This is a genomic window from Winogradskyella sp. A2 (assembly GCF_046762865.1).
Taxonomy (GTDB): domain Bacteria; phylum Bacteroidota; class Bacteroidia; order Flavobacteriales; family Flavobacteriaceae; genus Winogradskyella.
The window spans coordinates 521,618-542,078 of the sequence record NZ_JBKQXM010000003.1 but is presented as its reverse complement, the minus strand read 5'-3'; the positions used below and the strand labels follow the sequence as shown (position 1 = coordinate 542,078).

Sequence of the window (20,461 nt, the reverse complement as noted above, 5' to 3'; positions counted from 1 at the left end):
CTACCCTTTTGTTTGCGTAAACAGTTAAAACTAATCATTAATTTAATACAAAAAAAAATGAAGAAAATAATAAAATATTCCGTTTTTGCTATATCCATTTTAGCACTTACATTTACTAGCTGCGAGAAAGAAGAAGTTGCTGATGATGATATGTCAAATTCATTTGAGGATATTATTATTAATACTAACAAATTAGATAACAGAACAATAGTCACAGATAAGAAGTTGCTAAACTCTATAAGATCTTTAGATATCGATGCAGGCATTGTTTCTAAGGGAGATTTTCATTTGCCAGATGGCACAATTGAAGAACGAATTTTTATTGGTAGTGACATTGCGTTTACAAATGATCAATTAATCAACTTAGTTCAAGCTCATAATGAAGGTCAAAAACAGTATAGAACTTTTAACCTAGTCGAAGGTGCTAATCTAACAATTGATATTCTTGGTTATACAGGAGGTAGTCAAGCTTTATCTAGCAAAGCACAGACTGCTTTGCAATGGGCTATTGACAATTACAATAACTTAGATATTAGCTTACAATTCAATCTTACTTTTGGTACAAACTATCAAGCTGCTGACATGGTAGTTTATGACAATACTGTTAATAATCCTGGTGGAACAGGTGGTGTCGCAGGTTTTCCTAACACCAGTGGTCAACCAAACAAGTTTGTTCAGATATATGGTATAGAGCAATTTTCTACTAATGTTAATGAACATGTTATTGTTCATGAGATAGGGCATTCTATAGGATTTCGTCATTCAGATTGGTTTGATCGTTTAAGTTGTCCATCATCTTCTCAAGGAAATGAAGGAACTGGATCTGATGGTGCTGTCCATGTACCTGGAACCCCAACAGGTAGAGATGTAACTTCAGTTATGCAGGCCTGTTTTTCTACAAGTGAAGATGGTGAATTTAACGGAAATGATATAACGGCACTTGAGTTTATGTATCCTGAAACACCGGCTGGGCCTTGTGATGGTGTATCTGAATGGCAAAGTGGAGTGAGTTATGGAGTAGGAGATAGGGTAACATATTTTGGTAATCTTTACGAGCGTACTTTCAGTGGTTGGTCATTCATTGGACCTTGTAATTAATAAAATCAATTAAATACATAATAGTATTAAGGGTCATGTACTCATACTAACCAACTTTTTTAACAAAAGGAGCGCTATTTTATAGTGCTCTTTTTATGTTATGTAATGGACATTCATTATTTTTACTTTAGAGAAAGAAAAAAAATGAGTCCTAAAGAAAAACATTCTGAGGAATTACTTCTTAAAGAAGAAGTTGTAAAGCAAAATGAAATAGTGTTATTTAATGATGATGTAAATACATTCGATCATGTTATAGATACATTAATATATGCTTGTGAACATACACCAGAACAGGCTGAACAATGTTCTATTATTGTGCATTACAAGGGCAAGTGTACCGTTAAAACAGGGCCTTATGAAGAGTTAGAGCCAAGATGCTCAAAACTTTTAGAGGCAGGTCTTAGCGCAGAAATAGTATAATACACTAATTGCTATCAGTTTATTAATTGTTAACTCTACCTATAGCACAACTCACAAATGATTTCGCTTTTTTTGGTAGTGAATTAGCCTCACCTTCAATTGGATAACCTAGATCTGAAAGTTTCTTTATTGCAGATAGTTTATCAGTATCTGAAATATAATTGAAACTAACCTCGTCTGTATCGTTATTTACCGTAACCTCGCTTATATCATTTAACTTTGATAATTGTGTTACGATGGTGTTAGCACATCCATGACACTTTAAATTTTGGATTTTTATTGTGGTGGTTTCCATTTTACTCATTTTTTATTTTACAAGTACTTATGCCAAATACCTTATAAAGTGGACAAAAATTTACAAGGCTGGTTATTAAGAAGACAATTGCAATTGCCATTAAAATATATGCCAATGTACCTTGAATAATATCCAAGTAGTACAATACTGCAATTGCTACAGCGATTAAAGTCCGTACGCCCTTATCAGCGTTACTCATGTTTTTTTTCATAATTTTTGTTTTAAAGTGTAGTAGGACAAACAAAATCCGTTATAGGCAAATCTGTTTTCTTAATAGCACCAAATCCTCCTGCAATATCAATGAGATTGTTAAATCCTCTAGCTTTTAATATTGAGGCCGCAATTACAGATCTATAGCCACCGGCACAATGTATATAATACGTATTATTTTTGTCAATTTCGCTCATTTGTTCATTAATAAAGTCCAGAGCAAAATGCTGTGCGTTTTCGAGATGCATAGACTGATATTCTCCAGGTTTTCTAACATCTAAAATATTTATTTCTGAAGATTTGGCTCTGTCTTCAAATTCTTTAGCCGTTATAGATTCTAAGGTATCAACATCTTTGCCAGCATTTTCCCAGGCTTTCATACCACCTTCTAAATAACCTAAGGTGTTGTCATAACCAACTCGTGACAATCTGGTTACTGCCTCAGCAGATTTACCTTCAGGTACAATTAATAAGATTGGTTGTTTTAAATCTGTAATTAATGCTCCAACCCATGGAGCAAATTGTCCATGTAATCCAATAAAAATAGAATTAGGAATATGTCCTTTTATATATTCAGATTCACGTCTTACATCTAAAATTAAAGCGGACTCGTGATTTGCCAATGCTTCAAAATCTTCTGGATTAAGTGGCGTATCGCCAGTTTTGAGAATATTGTCAAAAGTATCGTAACCCATTTTATTCATCATGGCATTTTTGGCAAAGTATTGCGGAGGTGGTGCTATACCATCTAATACCTCCTTAACAAATTCTGCTTTAGTCATATCTGCACGTAAGGCGTAATTTGTTTTCTTTTGTTCACCTAGAATACCAACAGTTTCTTTGCTTAAATTTTTACCACATGCAGAACCAGCACCATGCGCAGGATAAACGATAACATCATCTGCTAACGGCATAATTTTATTTCTGAGGGAATCAAAAAGCATAGCAGCTAAATCTTCCTTTGTTAAGTCCGACTTAATTGCTAGATCTGGTCTGCCAACATCTCCTAAAAACAAGGTGTCTCCAGAAAAAATCGCATGATCCTTTCCGTTTTCATCAATTAATAAATAGGTTACAGACTCTAATGTGTGCCCAGGAGTATGTAATACTTTTATAGTAATGTTTCCTAATTTCAGCTCTTCATCATCCTTTGCAGCATGGATATCATAATCGGTTGTTGCACCAGGGCCAAAAACTATTGTTGCATTTGTTTTCTTAGCCAAATCAACATGTCCTGAGACAAAATCGGCATGAAAATGGGTCTCTAAAATATATTTAATCTTGGCATTATTTTTTTTTGCTTTTTCAACATACTGTTGAGTTTCGCGTAAAGGATCAATTATAGCTACTTCACCATCTGATTCAATATAGTATGCACCTTGTGCTAAGCATCCTGTATATAATTGTTCAATTTTCATAATTAGTTTTTTTGTAGTTATACAAAGTTACAAAACTTCATTTTTTGTAAAGTGACATTTATCACAAAGGTTTAAAACAACTCTTTATAAATGATATAGATTGCCATTATTAAGGTAAAATAACCAAATCCTTTTTTTAGCTTTTTGCCACTAATAAATCTTGATAACCAAACTCCGATAATTATACCTAATATGGATAGAAAGGTAAATATTAACAGAAAATTCCAATCAATTTCTAAGTTTACTAAATCGCCTAGAAATCCTATTAATGACTTAATAGCAATTATTAACAACGATGTACCAACAGCAGTTTTCATTGGTAATTTAGCCAAAATAACTAAAGCTGGGATAATTAAAAACCCTCCGCCAGCTCCAACAATACCTGTCAATACGCCAACTCCAATTCCTTCTAACGCAATTAGTGGATAGTTATATTGTACAATTTCATTGTTTTTTTTATTGCTAACGGTATTTTGATTTCGTATCATCGAAATACTCGCAAGAAGCATAATGATGGAGAAAAAAACCATAATAAAAATACTATTGGTTACATTAAAATCTCCGACTGTAAAAACTACTTCTGGTATCATCGGAACCAAGAAACGTCTTGTAAGAAAAACGGCAATAAAGGCTGGAATTGAAAAGATTACAGCAGTTTTAGTATCAACTCGTCCTTTTTTGAAATTTTGATAAGCACCAATGCACGATGTAACTCCAACTATAAATAATGAATAAGCTGTCGCTAAAATTGGATTTAAGCCAATTAAATAAACTAATATAGGAACTGTAAGAATTGAACCTCCACCACCAATTAGACCTAAAACTAAACCGACAATTAATGCACCTAAATAGCCAACTATTTCTATGAATTCCATTTAGTGTGGGAGTTTATCTTTTAATACACCATAAGTGTATGTGCCTAATAGTGCAGCAGCTATTACAATAAGCATCGAGAAAACTCCGGTACCAACCAAAATATACATTGGTCCTGGACATGCACCACATAGAGCCCACCCTAAACCGAAGATGCTTCCTCCAATTAGATATCGTTTGAATCCTTTATCTTTTTTTGGTACCCTTAAGTAGACGCCTTCTGTAGTTTTAAGTTGTCTTTTCTTGGATATTGAAATAAGTAGCAAACCAGTTATTACTGCTGTACCAATTATACCGTACATATGAAAGGATTGAAATTTAAACATTTCAAAAATGCGATACCATGAAACGGCTTCAGATTTTACAAGTACAATGCCGAAAAAAATACCAACAAGGAAAAATTTAAAATACTTACCCATATTAAAATAGTATTGGATATATAAAATGTATCATAATTAAACCGCCTATAAAAAAGCCTACTACGGCTACTAAAGATGGCAATTGTAAACTACTCAAGCCTGTAATAGCATGGCCAGATGTGCAACCACCAGCATATCTAGTGCCAAAGCCAACCAGAAATCCACCAATCACTAAAATGGATAGGCCTTTTATACTAAATACCGTATCCCAACTAAATAATTCTGGAGGTAATAAACTATTACCTGCATCATTAAAACCAAATGCTTTCAAATCTTTAATAGTGTTTTCACTCAGGTTTATATCAATAGGATTTGAAAGTAGGTGATGTGCAATCATACCACCAAAAATAGCCCCTAGAACTACCATTAAATTCCATTTTTGACTTTTCCAGTCTATGTCAAAAAACTTTACGCTTTTACCAGCACCACTCATTGCACAGATGGTTCTTAAATTAGATGACATACCAAAAGTACGTCCAAAATAAAGCAGTAAAAACATGACTAAGGCAATACATGGACCTGATAAATACCAGGGCCAAGGATCTAAAATGTAATTCATATATTAATTAGTTTGCTAAAATAATGTTCTGTTGATTTGTTAAGTGTTACAATTGTTACTAAAAATCTATAACGATTATTTTATTTCTTCCGAGTTCAATTTTATTTTCTTTTTCGAGTTGTTTTAAAAGTCTTGATACGACTACTCTAGAGGTATGAAGATCTTCAGCAATTTCTTGATGTGTAATTTCTAGATTTGTATTTGCGGTTAATTTTACTTGATCTGTTAGATACTTAAATAGTCTTTCGTCCATTTTCATAAATGCCAATGTGTCAATTGTCTCTAACATTTCATCAAATCTAATTTGGTAGCTCTGCAATATAAAATCTCTCCAGCTTTCATTAGTGTTAAACCATTCCCTCATATTAGTTAGAGGTATCATAATTACCTGAACATTTTCGTCAGCAACAGCTCTGATTTTACTTATAGATTTTGCCATACAGCAAGTTAAAGACATAGCACAGGTATCACCAGATTCAAGCACATATAAAAGGAGCTCATCACCTTGGTCATCTTCTCGCATTACTTTTATATTACCTTCAATTAGTAAAGGGATAAATTCTAGATTTTGACCTATATCAATAATGATTTCTCCTTTGTTAAATGTTTTAAGCAAAGCGTTATTAGAGATATTGTTTACGATTTGAGAATCGAATAAATAATGGAAAGGTTGTAACAGTTCTTTTTCTACCATAATTCAAAAATAATCAATTAGAATTTTGAAATAAATAGTTTGGTGGTTTTTTAAGAATTGTATTATATTTGCACCCACTTTAAAACGGCCTCGTGGCGCAACTGAATAGCGCATCTGATTACGGCTCAGAAGGTTACAGGTTTGAATCCTGTCGAGGTCACTAAACGGGAATTTTCAATATTATTTTGAAAGTTCCCGTTTTTATTTTCTCCTAACTTATCTGATAAACAGGCGATTTGAGCAAAAATAGAGTTCACTCTAAAAGTTTGAACTCTCTTGTTTTTGAAGTCATACCCTAAACCGTCTGGAAAGACCATATATTGAAGTTTTCTTTTTACTTCAATATCTCCTGAACTCCATAATAGCGGTAGATTGAGTGCATACTTCAATGCAATATTTATCGACTTCTTAAGGTTTGAACTATCGAAGCTATGTTTTGATAAATTTTTCTTTTTTTGATTAACTTCTGCTACCAACTTAGTTCTGAATCTATCATATTGAGACTTATTTATTTCTTCAAAAACATAACGTTCTTCTAAACGATCTAACTTCATTTCAATAGCGACTATACCACTTGATAGTTCTTTGGTCTCTTTAATGGCTTCTTCATTCATACTTACAAAAGTGTCGTAAACCATTTCCTTTAATGGTGCTACAAACTTCTTATCCTTTAGCTTGTAGGTCTCTAAAAGCTCTAAAAACTCTTGATGTAGTTTCTTAGCACTTCTATTCTCCTTACTTCCCTTACGACGATTCTTATAATAGTAGAGCCCTTTTTTCTTTACGATAAACCCTGTGTAAGGAGTTCCACAAGTTGTGGACTTCAGGAAAGTTTTTAGAGGCAGGTTTTCATCATCTACGCAGTATTTTCTGGTCTCAGTTCCTGTATTCAATAGGTTATGAATTTTAAGAAATAACTCTTTAGTAATCATAGGCTGATGATTGCCTTCAATAACTTCTCCTGGTATGAGGCTATTAACTATAAGTCCACAATAGAATGGATTTCTAAATAAAACGCTCAATCTCTTATCATTTATTTTAAGCCCTTTCTCCTGTAATTTATTTGCGATTTCAACGTGAGACATATTGCTGTTTGCTTTCCACAAGAAAGCCTGCTTCAATAGCCTTCCTTCTTTAGTAATAACAAATTTGGGAGTTTTTCCTTTTCCTGGATTGGCATTTGTGTAGCCAAACGGATATGCGCCTGTCCAATGTCCTTTGCGAAGTTTCTCTTGCATTCCAGACACAGATTTATCTCTTCTCAATTCATTATCAAACTGAGAAAACATATAATAAAGATTTTGTTGGAATGATCCTGCACTTGTAGAAGTATCGACCTCTTGGGTAGCTGATATTGTGACAATACCTTGTCTTTTTAACTGATCACTTATGTAAGCACCATTTGCTCCAGTTCTTGAAAATCTATCGTAAGAATAGACAATGATATAGCCTACGTTACTTCTTCGCTTTACATAATTAAGCATCTTTTGAAATTCCTTACGCTCATCACTTTTAGCTGACTCATAGGTTCCTCCGAAATATTCACTTACCTCAAGTCCTTTTTTATTTGCAAGCTCCTTACAGTACTTTAATTGAGTTTCTAAACTGGCGTTGTTCTCTGCTTGTTCTTTGGTAGATACTCTTGTGTATATAACAGCTTTACCATCTGTTCGTAATTTTTGTCCTTTACCTTTTTTGGCAAACTGATAAAATATTGTTTGGTCTTTCATATGCTTAACTACTATTTTGAAGATGCTCACAAAGTACTTTTGCAAATTCTTCTAATTGGTTTATTGTCTCTTCTGCTTTCTTATCTGAATAATCTTCGAAGCCATCAAACTTTTGAAGCCATTCAGCATCATATTTCTTAAAAGTAGGTTTTTCTTCTACTGCAATTGAGTTAGACATCTTATTTTTCTTATCAATCGCTCCATTACTTATTGGTTACAGTTGAATCTGAAATAGTGATCCTTATGATCTCGTGGTATAGCTTCGGTATTTCCGATGACTATACTCAGTTGCTTTAATTGGTTTACTTAACCTTTGTTTTTACTGTTCTGTTAATCAAGACGATTCTGCCATCGCTTTGCTTAATTTCAATATTCTGATAATCGTGTTGTTTAAGGATATCTACTATTTTAGTTCTGTCCTCAATACGTTCAACTCCTTCAATCATATCTATTCGACCGTCACGTTTTACGATTCTCAATGATTGAAACTTTTGATTTCTTGTCATTTCAATTAACCGAAGTTCTTCTGGACTAAAATCATCTAATGACTTTGAATCCTTCTCTTCTATAATTAAGCTCATTTCCTTTCGTTTAATAGCTCTCTCAATAAATCCACTTCTCTTTTAAGAGAAATATCAAGTTTCTCACGCGTTTCTTTAAGCTCTTCTCTTAGCTCTCCCATTTCTTCTTTAAATGAAATACGCATTTCTTTTATTTCTTCTGATTTCTCAATTAAAATACGTTCTAATTTTTCAGATGAAGATTTGCTCTCCACTTGTATTTTTGATATAATAGTCAAGAACTGTTTTACTCGTTCACCATCTATTTGAGATATAAAGTTGTTAATCATTGTATTGACTTCGACAACTTCTACTAAGGTGTTTTTTGAGCCAGCCTCAGCATTATTAATCCCTTTTATCTTTCCCTTACCCGCGTGAATGTTAGTAGCATTATTTCCTGTACTACTTATTCCGTTCTTCTTTACAGTAATATTTGTGATAGTTGGTGGCTGATATTGTAACGGTGTTTCATTGTAGAAGTAATTCATATCCACATTAAAACGCTTAGCAAAATTGATGAGAGCTAAATGCGGAATATGTTTGGATCTACTTCTTACTGCAGAAACTATACTTCTATTAGTGGGATATACCTCTTTGCCGATTGAGCTATCATTGTTGGGTTTAATGCCTAATTCAGAATTCACAGCAATCACTTCATCTACTGCATTTACAAATTTGAGATCTATCTCGTCATACTGGGGATTTTCTTTCATCTATATCTATCTATTTATCAATACGTTATTTACTTTATTGTTTTTAAAACAACATTATTTTAGATTATTATGTTAATTGAAATGCAATATTAAGTATATTTGGCATCAAATAAAGTATAAATGATGTTTTATTTGCATTTTATTTACAATATGTTGTCAATTAATTTATTAAATATTTAATTAATGTACCTAACAGAAGATATTAAAAAGGTGGTTCTCAGGATGGAGAAGCTTTATGATAGTCCCGTGAACGTCATAAAGAGCAAAACACAATTATCACGTCCCACGATTACCAAGTTTTTTAGACTACAATCTATCAGACCCAGTAGTGTAGAAATTATTTATGAATTGTGTCTTGATCTTATTGAAGAAAAAGAAGAAAAGCGATCTTCTATTAAGAAACGAACAGAGATACTATTCAACGAGGCTTAAAAATTAAGATGCTCAAACGGGCACTTCACTCAAATTACCAGTACAGACAGCAAAAAAGCTGATTACTGGCTATTGTCTCAACAATGGCCATCATACAATACTCAACCGCATTTAATGCTTTAGAAGGTTACGTTAACCAGCATAATGCAAGCACTAAAGACCTTTCTTCGCATATAAGACAGGCAATGATCTTAACCACTCAAGAGATCATCAAGATTTATTCTATATCCTTACTGAAGGCAAACAGTATAGCTGCGATAGATTTACAGAACTTACCTCCATTAAAGACGAATAACGTGCAATTGGCAAAACGTGCCAAAGCAAGCACAAGAACCATCCAGCGACATCTTAAACGCCTTATAGAAGCTAATATCATCACTAAAAAGATATGGCACGGTTCCAACTCTGGATACGAGCTTTTTATCAACCCAAACATCTTGTTAATAGGTGGTGCAAAAGCCGTTAATAAGCCTAAAAAAGCGCTTCAAACTGAAAAATCAAAAACTACTGATAATCAGTTTTTTAAAAATATTAAAACGACAACTTGTCCTCATACAGATACTAGTAACAATGGTTACATAAATAATATAATAATAGGCGTTGATAAGTTGAAGACTAAAGCGAGTTCGTCACCACTCACGAACGGTTATGAGTCACGCAACGCTACTAGTAACACTTTTACAGGATACACAGGAAAAATAGACCCCAAAAAAAATAATGATGCAGGGGAAATAGAGCGGAAATCACGAGCCACAGATCAAACCAGCGCCGAAATTTCAGGCGTTGATCAGGCTCGTTCCGCTTCCCTATCATTTTATGTCAAGTCCTTCTGGAAACTGGCGCGAAACACCATCTACAAGGATCATTATCTTACTCAAAGTCAAGAGGAAACCGCGCTGAAACTGCTCCATTTGTGGTACGAGCCTGTCTCTGACAAACAATTACAAAACGTTCACGAAGTTTATATAAGTCGCTTAGGAATTGTACAAAAATACCTTGCAAAAGACCCAACAAAACGATACGTCCAGCTTCCAGACAAATACTTTGACCCAAAAAATCCATCAGGTTTTACAGGAACGAGAATCTGGTACCAAAAGCAGAAGAAAAGAGAGTACGAGGTTCGGTTAAAACTGATTTTACAAGCCCAAATTCGTCGTTTTCTCAACAATGAGAAAAAAGAAACTGCAAAACAAAAACCTCGACTTGAGCTATTTAGATCTTGCGAAACCAGAATCAGCAAATTAGGTCAACCAGAGTTGTTGAACACTTTTCACGCTTCTGTTTTGAATCATTCTGCACACAAATATTTACAACTTAATACTTAAAAAATGAACCCATTTAAAAAAAATGATGCGTCTTTGAGCAAAAAACTCAAAGGTGCATTAACCGATTTGACGGTTGATATTTTTGGTTACGAAAAGATGGTAACTAAAAATATCACTAACCGCACCAACTACATTTCCAACAGACTTCAAATTCCAAAGGATCGACTCTACATCAGGATTTTTCAAAAAGATCACATCATACGCTCATTTCTCTATAACCAAAGTAAACCTGTAAGCGCTATACCTACACAAGAGCTCACATATTTCTTTATGGAAGAGCAATTGGCACAATTGGATAACGTACAAAATAAAGTAGCCTTCAGCATCAAACAATACCTGAAAGAGTTTGCAGAAGCGAATCGCATTGATGAAGAAAGCGTCCGTATTTGGATTCATCTCAAGGACGATAAAGTCCAGGTTAGGGCTTTTCAAAATGAAGAGTTCATCAAACAAATCCCACTTAATTCACTAATTAAATATTTCAAATAATGGCACAAAGTAAAGGATGGAAACTAGGACAAGATTCATTTACAAAAATGATTGTCTGGTTTAAAGACGGTAACGTAAGAACAATGTATTCAATAGATTGGAAGCATAAATTGTCAAGAACACGCAGCAAAGAAACTGGTATGGAACGTTTCAGAAAAAAGATAAAACAATATGGTCCGCTGGCTGGTACCATTGAGATATATGACAAAACAACTGGACAGCGTATCGCCAAGTTTTATGAAGGCATTGAGAAATCACTTGAAACTACGTAATGAGGACAATCAAAGAATTACAAACAAGGCTCAATCCTAAAAACATTTTTGACAAGCGATATAACATAGAGGCAGATGATAAAATTCATCTGCTTTATGTGAGTCCCAAACTCAATGCGACAGGTTATTACAGGATGATAACACCTGCATTAGAAATCAATAAAACAGATACGCATAAGGCGATTATTACCAGTATCGAGACTAATGACTTCTCGAGGAAGCTCTCTGATTTTGTAAATCAGCTGGATGAGCGTTTAATTGCCTGGGCAGATTACATTATTTTCCCTTCACTGTTTAGTGATGTCAGCTATTTGATGCAGGCCATTAAAACGCTTAATCCCTCGGTTCAATTGGTAATGGATTTAGACAGAAATTATTTTGCAATACCTGTTTCAATTCCGCTTTCGCGAAAGCTGAAAACAGAAAAGCTAAAGAGTCTTGAAAATAATTTGGGTCTCATGGATATCGTGACTGTTGCAAATGAAACTTTTCAAAAGTTCTTGCAGCGATTCATTGACAACCGCTTAGAAAATGCAAATACATTTGTGCAATACCTTCCCAGTTTAGTTTCGAGATATGGCTATGAAGAAATGCCACCATTATCTAAAAACGCATCTAAGAAACTGCGTATAGGTTTGATAAAACCAACCGAAGAAGACTTGCTATCTCTTAAGGAAGTTCTTTTTAAAATGAGAAAAACTTTTGGAGATCAAATTGAGTTTATTTACTTCGGGAAGCCCTATTCTGTATGGGAAGTAGAAAAACTTTTTAAAGATTATAAAGTAGAAATACATCCTACCGTTTCATTCTTAGATTATTTTGAAAAGTTGAACAGCTTACAACTCGATGGAGTTTTACTACCTGCTTTAGAATGTCTTTTTAATAGGCATCAAAACCATCAGCTTTTTATGGAGCTTTCAACGTTTGGGATTCCTGTAATTGCATCATCTCACTATCCAGTTAAGAAATGGATTAACAATGGAGAAAATGGATTTTTAGCGAGTGAAGCTCCAGAGTGGTTAGAAGCTCTTGAAACACTTGTGAAATATAACAAAGAGAAAAACTTTTCTTCTAGTCTCATAAAGAATATCTGGAATAATAACAGCTTTACAAAGACATCTATTGATAAAATAACTTCCTTATATATTTAATCAATCAATATCCCTGAACTTAAAATGAAAGTTTGGACTTGCAACAAAAAACTGGACAATTAGTTGAATGACTAAGCTGCTAGTTCATGATTATACATATCTAATTCAAATTCTTTGATAGTTTTGTTCCCTAAAAAGGAATGTCTTCGTTTATTATTGTACCATGTTTCTATCCACTGAAAGATAGATAATTCAGCTTCAGATTTTCGTTTATAATTGTGCCTATATACCCATTCTACTTTTAAGGATTTAAAAAAGGATTCTGCCACCGCGTTATCCCAACAGTTTCCTTTACGACTCATAGATTGCTTAACTAGGCCATCATAGTTTTTAATGATAGAGGTGAATTTTTGACTAGCATATTGTATACCTCTATCAGAATGAAAAATCAGAGGTTCCAGCAAAGTTGTGTTCTTTATAGCCATATTCCAAGCTCTTACAATAGTGTTGTCTGCAGTGAGGTCTTCACTTAAAGACCATCCAACCACTTTTCTGTTAAATAAATCAATAATTACAGTGAGGTATAACCAGCCTTGTTTGGTCTGAATATAAGTGATATCACTTACCCAAACTTGGTTTTTCTGCTTAACATCAAAGCATTGGTTGAGTAAATTAGGAGCTATTGGATAATTGTGGCTACTCTCCGTGGTTGTTTTAAACCTCCGCTTTCTTTTAGCAAATAAATAATTAGCTCGCATAATACGGGCTACTCTAGGTTTAGATACCTTATACCCTAATGCTTCCAACTCTGATTTTATCCTTGGAGCACCATAGCTTTGAAAACTAACATCAAATATGGTTTTAATAAGAGAGCTTATCTTTTGGTTTTCTATCCACAACTTACTTGGCCCCGATCGTAACCAGAAATAATAACCGCTTTTACTTACTTTTAATACTTTGCACATCGCCTCAACAGGAAACCTCATAAGGTGTTGTTTTATAAACCTATATTTTTCTTGTCGCTCACGGAGAAGATGCCAATCGCCTTTTTTAAAATATCACGCTCTAATTCAGCTTCTTTTAAAGCTTTTCGTAAACGGTCTATCTCCTTTTCTTCATCAGTCATTTTGGGCTTACCTCGACCTGGAAAACTGTTTTTACCGTAGTCTTTTAACTCTTTTCGCCATCGATAAAGCACGGATGGAATAATGTCTAAGTCTTCACATACTTGCCTTACATTGTCTTTGGCATAACTTAGTTCTACAGCTTTTTGCTTAAATTCTAATGTGTAATGTTTTGCTTTACTTCTCATAATTGCTAAAATAATAACTAGCAAACAAATTCTCTCAACTTAATGTCTAGTCTAATGTAGTAATTCCACTGTTTACATAGTCTTTAAGTGATTCTAAATGGTCAAGGATTACGGTGCCACTGTTTCCTTCAAAATTAAATTCGTACCACCTATTAAAATCATCTATAGTAATAATTTCAATAGCTTCGAAATCTGCAAGCTTTTTGAATGTATCACGTAAGGGGAATTTAGCATAAGGACTATAAAGCCTGTTATCTATGAGTTTTATAAACTTTTGCGCAAAATCAGTCAATGCGTATTTAAAACGTTCCTCTCTGGGATGTTCTAAATAGTATTTTAGTAAACCATTTACAATTGCATCCGTATGAGGTGTAGCCTTTAAGTCCAACTCAGATGCTTCTTTTATACATCTCTCTATTTCTTTATAACTAAAATGTTTATCGATTTGCTTTTCAATAACTTTTTTGTGTAAAAGATAAATCGTTATGCCCTCAACTTTTTTAGGTATTAAGCTGGAGTATGATGAGTGTATGTCTGTTAAATCGAAATCTATAATTGGTTAATTTTAATGATTTTAAGCTTACTAAGTTAAAAGAAATTCATTATGATAGGCGTCTGACTAAGCATAAAAATTAAGATTATTATAGTATTCCTTGTTATCTTATGACATTAAGATTTGCAATCCATTATGTTACACGCAGTAAAAGAAATTGAACAATTATTTGAACAAGCTATTGAAACCAGTGAGTTCGATGTCGTACTCACGCTTATAAACTATAAGGGTATAAGTTCACAAAACCTTAATTCCAATTTACTAGAATTTTTTGATGCTATCCCTTTTTATACGAAGTTATACAGAGAACTAGAAGGCAAGGAAAAAGCGAGAATGGGTTTGCAGCTATATTCAACATTTTTTGAAAACAGTGATTTCTATAATATGATAGGTAGCCTTTGTCGTATCACGCTTGGGTATAAAGGATCTTCTTATCTTTTTTGGAAAACTCGTAAATACGAAAGACTATTAGGTATAGGGGAAAAGCAAGATTTCTTAATGGAATTGTTTGCAGATACCGAGAAGCAAAGTTTAATTAACTTTTACGAGACTGTTCATTTTAAGGAAATCAGAAATTCATTTTTTCATTCAGCTTATTCTATAGAAGAGAATGAATACGTTATGCACGATACAGAACCTATGTTAGTAGATGGGATGAATAAAATGTCTTTTGATATTCCATCATTCTTTTATCCCAAAGTAGAAGCAGTAATACTATTATTTGATGCTTTTAAAAAGTGCTATTGGGATTTGTGGAATGGGTATAATGAAGACAAGATTGTAGACGCTTATTTCCCTAACCCATGTAAGGCAACAATTATTGGTTTAGATGAAGGACTCAAGGGATTTAGAATAAAAGATTCTGTAAGCCTTTATGGTAAACTTCACGACTCTGGTATTTGGTATGATGAAGAATACAAATTCTGGTCAGGACGTAATATCCAAATGAATATGGCTCGTATCGAGGAAATAGAAATAGACGACCAGCTAAAACGTTATGAAAGCAAAGAGAACATTGTAAAAAACGATAAGGACTTCTTTAACCTTGTAGATATGATAAGAGAGAAACAAGATCCTAAAACTTTGCGTCGAGCAACAATTTTACTTCTTAAATAGGGTGATTTTAAAAAGGATCAAATGGAAGCCGAAGAAAATCCATACAAGAAGAAGAGCTTTCCTAATATAATATTACCCTATTATAGATTGGCTATGGAAATAGGAGGTCAATTTTTTAAAGATATTGATAAATTCAACAAAACCATCAAGTCTTTAGAAACCGATAGTTAAGGTAGTTTACACTGGTGCTTAAATTTATTAATGATGATTAGGGTTATATCCTGATTTAAAAAGTTCGAACTCTGTCCCATTTTTATTTACTCTTAAGTTATATGAAATTGAGTTGATTGCGCTAAAATTTAACTATTACTCAACCTCAACCAATATTTTGAATAGTATGGATAATTAAATTCCAACGATCTATAATAGTTTTTCCTTTTTTAAAGTTTCTTTAAGTATTTTATGTTTTTCCCAAAATTGCACTTCTATTTTCTCAATAGTTTCGTCGTATCTTGGATGATTCTGCAACTGGTTCAATAGAGGGTCTTCCTTCATAAATAAAAGCACCCAATATTGGAAACCATCTTGTGAACTAAATTTATCGTAGGCTTCTATAGCTTTATCTGGTATATTTTCATAAAGATACAGCATAGCTAAACTTGCCTCTCTGTAAATTGACTCATCTTCTTCCAAATAATCTTTATATTTCTGAATATATTTTTCTGCTTTATTAGGAAGACCCAATTTTTTATAGGTGTAGGCTATTTTTATGTTCTCTGCTGGATACAAGTCAATTTTATCAGTAGTAAGTATACTAATATATTTCTCGTAATAAACCAATGATTTTTCGTAATCTTCCTGAAAATAATATGTTTTGGCTAATTCTTGAGTGATATCAGCGCGAGTAGTATCTTTACGCCACTCTATGAGCATTTTTTTTCTTAAGGATTCTAAATCTTTATTATTCGCATAATCTATAAAATTTTTTAAGTAGGTACTATATTGATTTTTAGGATTATACTTCAGAGATTCTTCAATGTATTTTGAAGCCTCTTTAGCAAACCCATTTTGGACTAATGCATTACTCAGGTTTAGATAGATAAAACTTTTAGATACACTATCGTTAGCTTCAATATTTAATTTAATTCCTTTTAATGCATAAGTGAGATACTTTTTTGTATCTGGAACAACTCTAGCATAGATATCAGATAAAATTAGCACTACAGAAGAAGCATTTGGATTATAATCTAGTGCTTTTTCCAAGTAAGGTATCGCTAACCTAAATTCGTTTGCGTTTATATAATACAGCGCTTTTGCAATCAAAGATAATTCTGAAGTTGAATCATATAACAAGGAATTGTCTGCGTATTCATTTAATTTGTCTAAATATTTCTTTTCAATTTTATTTACATCTAAATAATAGTAGCAAATTGCAACCTGAGCATAAGCGAGTGCAAATTTCGAGTCGTTTTCTATCGCTTTTTCAAATGAACTTATGGCGGCTTGCAAACCCTCCTCTGTCTTTGTTTGTAGGGCTTCAAGTCCTTTTAAATAATAGTCATATGCTAATACGTTTTCTGTTGGTTTTTTATCTATTTGTTTTAGTTCTGCTGGTGTTACAGTTACTTCGATGGCTTCTGCAATTTTTTTTGCAACTTCGTTTTGTATGGAAAAAATGTCTGCCGTTTTATGGTTGTACTGTTCTGCCCATATCGGAGTATCCATTGAAGCATCAATCAATTGAATATTCAATAAAACTTGATCACCAGCACGTTGCCCACTTCCTTCAATCAAGTAATTGACATTAAGTTCCTGTGCTATTTCTAAGATGGTCTTATCTGTATCTCTATATTTTTCTACAGAGGTTCTGCTTATAACTCGAATATCTTCTATTTTTTGTAGATTATTTAATGTCGACTCCATAAGTCCATTAACAAAATACAGGTTATCAGAATCGCTACTCATATTCTTAAACGGCAATACTGCAATAGATTTCTTAGAGTTAGCATTCTCTTCATCACCGTTCGATACTTCTTTTTTTGGATAAAACGAGAATGCTGCTATCACTAAAACCAAGAAAATTCCAAATAGTATTTGAATTCGGTACTGTTGGAAAAACCCTTTTTCAGCAACTTTAATAGTGTCTTTGTTTTGGTTATCTTCTTCTACCTTTACTCCATCTTGTTCAAATTCTATTTGCTCATCTATTTTTTTTCGGGCTTCGCCTGGCGAATACCCATAATAGTCCTTAAAACATTTAGTGAAATAGGAATTATTACTAAAGCCCACCTGATAAGAAATTTCAGAAATAGTAAGTTCCGTTTCTTCTAAAAGTGTCATCCCTTTTTGGAGTCTGACTTCACGAATAAATTGACTAGCACTACCTTGTGTTTGCTTCTTAATTTTCCGCAACAAATTTGATCTACTCATATTCATGAGTTCAGCCAATTCTGAAACCCCAAATTGCTCATTAGAGATATTCTCTAAAATAAGAGCCTCAGCCTGTTCTATAAATTTTCCTTGATATGAGATTTTAGACATGTTGTTTTATACTAGTACAAATTTAGAAATTTATATTGAACCATTCTATGGTTTTAAGTTTGAAATTCTTTAGCAAAAAAACAGTTGCTTGCGTCATAATTTATACTTCTGCGTCATAATTTTCTACCTCTCATCAAACTTTATACATTAGGCTTCATACACATTATCAGTTGATTAGGGTGGTTTCGCATCTTTGTAGGAACAAAAATCAAGTTATAAATCGTTACAATTTAAAATTATGAAAAAACTTACGATTAATTCAATAAAAACGACCATTCAGATGTTATTCTTAACGCTTTTATTAACAAGTTCATGTGCGCAATCTGACAAAAAATCAAACTCAGATAATATTGCTAAAACTACAAAAATTGCAACCAAACCAAGTATAGATATTCACGGAGCTGTACTCACTGGAAACTTAGATGCAGTTAAGCAGCATATTGAAGCTGGGACGGACATTAATCAAAAAGAGGCTATGTCTGGTTCTACACCATTAATGACCGCAGCCACTTTTAATAAACCAGAAATTGCAAAAGTATTGATCAACGCCAAGGCAGATTTGTCTATTGAAAATAATGATGGTGGCACAGCTTTACATACAGCAGCATTCTTTGGACGTATTGAAATTGTACAATTACTTATTGATGCAAAAGCAGATAAATCAGCTCGCAATAATTATGGAGCTACAGCAAGAGAAACTGTAATGGCAGATTTTGCTCAAATGAAACCTATCTATGAAATGCTAATTCAACAATTAAAACCAATGGGGTTTGAATTAGATCTTAATGAATTACAAAAAGCACGTCCTGTTGTAGCAATGATGCTTCAATAAACATACAATACGATGACCACAGAAAGAAGATACGATATTGATTGGTTAAGAGTAATTGCTATAGGCTTATTATTGATTTACCACATAGCTATTATTTTTCAACCTTGGGCCATGTTTATAGGTTTTATAAGAAGCGAAGACGCTTTGGTAGGACTTTGGGAACCTATGACGATGCTCAATGTTTGGAGAATACCTTTGCTATTTTTTGTATCTGGAATGGGTTTATATTTCGCAATGAAAAAAAGAAATTGGAAGCAATTGTTTATAGAGCGAGGTAAACGAATTCTATTGCCCTTTGTGTTTGGAATTTTGGTAATCACTCCATTACACTTTTTAGTTTTTCAGAACTACTATAATATGCCACTGAGCTATTTTCCACATATGGGACACCTATGGTTTTTAGGAAATATTGTGGTCTATGTGATTGTGTTGTTACCTCTTTTTTTCTATCTGAAGAAAAACGAAAATGGAAAATTTGGAATGACCATTTCAAAAGTCATGACCTATGCTTTAGGACCGTTATCTATATCAGCATTTTTTATGTTAGAAATTGGTGTTGTTCAACCACAGTTATTTGAACTGTACGCTGAAACATGGCATGGATTCTTTATGGGTTTTCTTGCGTTCTTTTTTGGTTTTCTTTTCGTATACAGTGGTAGCGCATTCTGGCAAACCGTTTCTAAATGGAAATGGTTATATATAGTCATAGCGTCTGTCTTATTTGCTATTCGTTTCACTAGATTTGAGTCTATATCAAATATGTATATCACCAGCATAGAATCAAATTCTTGGATATTGGGTTTATTTGGAATAGGATATAGTTACTTTAATAAACCAAGTGCCTTACTAAGCTATTTGAGTGCAGCTGTTTATCCAGTTTATATTATTCACATGTTTGTCTTATATGCAGGTGCATTACTCATTCTGCCATTAGATCTTCATCCTATGCTAGAGTTTGTAGGAATTACCCTATTTACGTTTATAGTCTGTTTTCTCATTTATGAATTCATCTTAAAAAGAATTACAATCTTGAGACCTTTATTTGGTTTGAAATGGAAATTTAAAAGCGTCGTACAGAAAGAATTAAAAAGGATTTAGAATCTAACTCAAACTTATCTTTTCACTTAATAATAGTTATCAGTACATCAAAACAATAAAATATAATTCATCAATCAATCATCAATCAAAAAACGAACAATTATGAAATTTTCTAACGTACAATTAGATTTATTTACGCTCATGTACTTTTCCTTTTGAGATAGAGACATAAGCTTTACATTGTGTTATCATTATTTTAAAAGTCTTATTATGAGTTATTTAAAAATAGTATTTCAATTAATAAAAAGCCTATATCCAGTGCTAATCTTATTGCTAATATCTTGTAAGGAAAACTCCGTTTCATTAGCAGATCAACCAACCCTTGCAGATTATTACGAGAATTTTTTGATGCCAAACGTTAAATTTAGGGAAATGGGCACTTCTTCAGACACTTATGGAAAAGACATTTATTTTGAAAACATGGTTTTAACGAGAATGACTACGATCGCACAAAATCGTGAGGCTTATGGT

At 33.1% G+C, this 20,461-nt stretch carries 25 protein-coding genes, 1 tRNA gene and 1 pseudogene; 13 read left to right on the top strand and 14 right to left on the bottom strand.

Going from position 1 to position 20,461, the window contains the following annotated elements; translation table 11 throughout:
* Positions 1–57: 57 nt before the first annotated feature.
* The gene (locus ACFWV9_RS08425; RefSeq protein ID WP_411894761.1) at positions 58–1,098 is read left to right on the top strand and encodes a M57 family metalloprotease; all 1,041 of its coding nucleotides are present in this window, start codon (positions 58–60) and stop codon (positions 1,096–1,098) included.
* A gap of 144 nt (positions 1,099–1,242) precedes the next feature.
* Positions 1,243–1,518: an ATP-dependent Clp protease adaptor ClpS gene (locus ACFWV9_RS08420; protein ID WP_411894760.1), complete on the top strand. Its 276-nt coding sequence runs from the start codon at positions 1,243–1,245 to the stop codon at positions 1,516–1,518.
* Positions 1,519–1,540: 22 nt separating this feature from the next.
* Here the strand turns inward: ACFWV9_RS08420 and ACFWV9_RS08415 are convergent, their stop codons facing one another.
* The 7 genes from ACFWV9_RS08415 to ACFWV9_RS08385 all read right to left on the bottom strand — a co-directional run bounded on the left by ACFWV9_RS08415 (position 1,541) and on the right by ACFWV9_RS08385 (position 5,986).
* Complete coding sequence (locus ACFWV9_RS08415) at positions 1,541–1,813, bottom strand: heavy-metal-associated domain-containing protein (RefSeq protein WP_411894759.1); 273 nt, start codon at positions 1,811–1,813, stop codon at positions 1,541–1,543.
* Between the two features lies 1 nt (position 1,814).
* Entirely contained in the window at positions 1,815–2,024 is a 210-nt protein-coding gene (locus tag ACFWV9_RS08410; RefSeq protein WP_411894758.1) for a DUF2892 domain-containing protein, read from the bottom strand.
* A 10-nt stretch (positions 2,025–2,034) separates the two neighbouring features.
* Entirely contained in the window at positions 2,035–3,441 is a 1,407-nt protein-coding gene (locus ACFWV9_RS08405) for an MBL fold metallo-hydrolase (protein WP_411894757.1), read from the bottom strand.
* A gap of 71 nt (positions 3,442–3,512) precedes the next feature.
* Positions 3,513–4,316, bottom strand: coding sequence for a sulfite exporter TauE/SafE family protein (locus ACFWV9_RS08400; protein ID WP_411894756.1), 804 nt, complete (start codon positions 4,314–4,316; stop codon positions 3,513–3,515).
* Positions 4,317–4,733, bottom strand: a complete 417-nt coding sequence (locus ACFWV9_RS08395) for a DUF6691 family protein (RefSeq protein WP_411894755.1) — start codon at positions 4,731–4,733, stop codon at positions 4,317–4,319.
* A gap of 1 nt (position 4,734) precedes the next feature.
* The gene (locus ACFWV9_RS08390) at positions 4,735–5,292 is read right to left on the bottom strand and encodes a YeeE/YedE family protein (RefSeq protein ID WP_411894754.1); all 558 of its coding nucleotides are present in this window, start codon (positions 5,290–5,292) and stop codon (positions 4,735–4,737) included.
* 58 nt (positions 5,293–5,350) lie between these two features.
* Positions 5,351–5,986, bottom strand: a complete 636-nt coding sequence (locus ACFWV9_RS08385) for a Crp/Fnr family transcriptional regulator (protein ID WP_411894753.1) — start codon at positions 5,984–5,986, stop codon at positions 5,351–5,353.
* 86 nt (positions 5,987–6,072) lie between these two features.
* Between ACFWV9_RS08385 and ACFWV9_RS08380 the strand changes: the two genes are divergently transcribed.
* A tRNA-Arg gene (locus ACFWV9_RS08380) sits at positions 6,073–6,146 on the top strand.
* On the opposite strand, the gene ACFWV9_RS08375 is transcribed toward ACFWV9_RS08380, so the two are convergent.
* The 4 genes from ACFWV9_RS08375 to ACFWV9_RS08360 form a co-directional block, all read right to left on the bottom strand.
* Positions 6,112–7,716, bottom strand: coding sequence for a recombinase family protein (locus tag ACFWV9_RS08375; protein ID WP_411894752.1), 1,605 nt, complete (start codon positions 7,714–7,716; stop codon positions 6,112–6,114). The genes ACFWV9_RS08380 and ACFWV9_RS08375 overlap by 35 nt on opposite strands.
* Before the next feature lie 4 nt (positions 7,717–7,720).
* Positions 7,721–7,894: a hypothetical protein gene (locus ACFWV9_RS08370; RefSeq protein WP_179022108.1), complete on the bottom strand. Its 174-nt coding sequence runs from the start codon at positions 7,892–7,894 to the stop codon at positions 7,721–7,723.
* A 124-nt stretch (positions 7,895–8,018) separates the two neighbouring features.
* Positions 8,019–8,297, bottom strand: coding sequence for a hypothetical protein (locus ACFWV9_RS08365; RefSeq protein WP_186844102.1), 279 nt, complete (start codon positions 8,295–8,297; stop codon positions 8,019–8,021).
* Positions 8,294–8,989, bottom strand: coding sequence for a hypothetical protein (locus ACFWV9_RS08360; protein WP_186844101.1), 696 nt, complete (start codon positions 8,987–8,989; stop codon positions 8,294–8,296). Before ACFWV9_RS08360 ends, ACFWV9_RS08365 begins: the two co-directional genes overlap by 4 nt.
* Positions 8,990–9,172: 183 nt before the next feature.
* Between ACFWV9_RS08360 and ACFWV9_RS08355 the strand changes: the two genes are divergently transcribed.
* The 5 genes from ACFWV9_RS08355 (at position 9,173) to ACFWV9_RS08335 (ending at position 12,658) form a co-directional block, all read left to right on the top strand.
* The gene (locus tag ACFWV9_RS08355) at positions 9,173–9,421 is read left to right on the top strand and encodes a hypothetical protein (protein ID WP_042270027.1); all 249 of its coding nucleotides are present in this window, start codon (positions 9,173–9,175) and stop codon (positions 9,419–9,421) included.
* Positions 9,422–9,504: 83 nt separating this feature from the next.
* A complete protein-coding gene (locus ACFWV9_RS08350; RefSeq protein WP_186844100.1) occupies positions 9,505–10,746 on the top strand; it encodes a replication/maintenance protein RepL in 1,242 nt (413 codons plus the stop codon).
* 3 nt (positions 10,747–10,749) lie between these two features.
* Positions 10,750–11,235: a hypothetical protein gene (locus ACFWV9_RS08345; RefSeq protein WP_186844099.1), complete on the top strand. Its 486-nt coding sequence runs from the start codon at positions 10,750–10,752 to the stop codon at positions 11,233–11,235.
* Positions 11,235–11,507: a hypothetical protein gene (locus ACFWV9_RS08340; protein WP_186844098.1), complete on the top strand. Its 273-nt coding sequence runs from the start codon at positions 11,235–11,237 to the stop codon at positions 11,505–11,507. Before ACFWV9_RS08345 ends, ACFWV9_RS08340 begins: the two co-directional genes overlap by 1 nt.
* On the top strand, positions 11,507–12,658 hold the full coding sequence (locus ACFWV9_RS08335; protein WP_246457474.1) for a glycosyl transferase family 2: 1,152 nt from the start codon (positions 11,507–11,509) through the stop codon (positions 12,656–12,658). The genes ACFWV9_RS08340 and ACFWV9_RS08335 overlap by 1 nt, the downstream gene beginning before the upstream one ends.
* Positions 12,659–12,729: 71 nt before the next feature.
* On the opposite strand, the gene ACFWV9_RS08330 is transcribed toward ACFWV9_RS08335, so the two are convergent.
* Positions 12,730–13,934, bottom strand: a protein-coding gene (locus tag ACFWV9_RS08330; RefSeq protein ID WP_186844097.1) for an IS3 family transposase whose coding sequence is annotated in 2 segments (ribosomal slippage) — positions 12,730–13,652 and positions 13,652–13,934 — 1,206 coding nt in all. Because the reading frame shifts where the segments join, the coding sequence is not laid out codon by codon here.
* A gap of 22 nt (positions 13,935–13,956) precedes the next feature.
* Positions 13,957–14,298: a hypothetical protein gene (locus ACFWV9_RS08325; protein ID WP_411894751.1), complete on the bottom strand. Its 342-nt coding sequence runs from the start codon at positions 14,296–14,298 to the stop codon at positions 13,957–13,959.
* A gap of 300 nt (positions 14,299–14,598) precedes the next feature.
* On the opposite strand from ACFWV9_RS08325, the gene ACFWV9_RS08320 reads away from it, so the two are divergent.
* Both ACFWV9_RS08320 and ACFWV9_RS08315 read left to right on the top strand, forming a co-directional pair.
* On the top strand, positions 14,599–15,579 hold the full coding sequence (locus ACFWV9_RS08320; protein WP_186844093.1) for a hypothetical protein: 981 nt from the start codon (positions 14,599–14,601) through the stop codon (positions 15,577–15,579).
* 21 nt (positions 15,580–15,600) lie between these two features.
* On the top strand, positions 15,601–15,750 hold the full coding sequence (locus ACFWV9_RS08315; RefSeq protein ID WP_186844092.1) for a hypothetical protein: 150 nt from the start codon (positions 15,601–15,603) through the stop codon (positions 15,748–15,750).
* A gap of 189 nt (positions 15,751–15,939) precedes the next feature.
* Here the strand turns inward: ACFWV9_RS08315 and ACFWV9_RS08310 are convergent, their stop codons facing one another.
* Positions 15,940–18,060, bottom strand: coding sequence for a helix-turn-helix domain-containing protein (locus ACFWV9_RS08310; RefSeq protein ID WP_186844091.1), 2,121 nt, complete (start codon positions 18,058–18,060; stop codon positions 15,940–15,942).
* A 238-nt stretch (positions 18,061–18,298) separates the two neighbouring features.
* Here ACFWV9_RS08310 and ACFWV9_RS08305 point away from each other — a divergent pair, with 238 nt between their 5' ends.
* From ACFWV9_RS08305 to ACFWV9_RS08295, 3 genes and pseudogenes are all read left to right on the top strand, one after another.
* Complete coding sequence (locus ACFWV9_RS08305; protein ID WP_186844090.1) at positions 18,299–18,892, top strand: ankyrin repeat domain-containing protein; 594 nt, start codon at positions 18,299–18,301, stop codon at positions 18,890–18,892.
* 12 nt (positions 18,893–18,904) lie between these two features.
* Positions 18,905–19,990 (top strand): acyltransferase family protein, encoded by a 1,086-nt coding sequence (locus tag ACFWV9_RS08300; protein WP_186844089.1) that lies wholly within the window; start codon positions 18,905–18,907, stop codon positions 19,988–19,990.
* Positions 19,991–20,200: 210 nt separating this feature from the next.
* Positions 20,201–20,461: pseudogene (locus ACFWV9_RS08295) on the top strand (hypothetical protein); the annotation flags it as partial.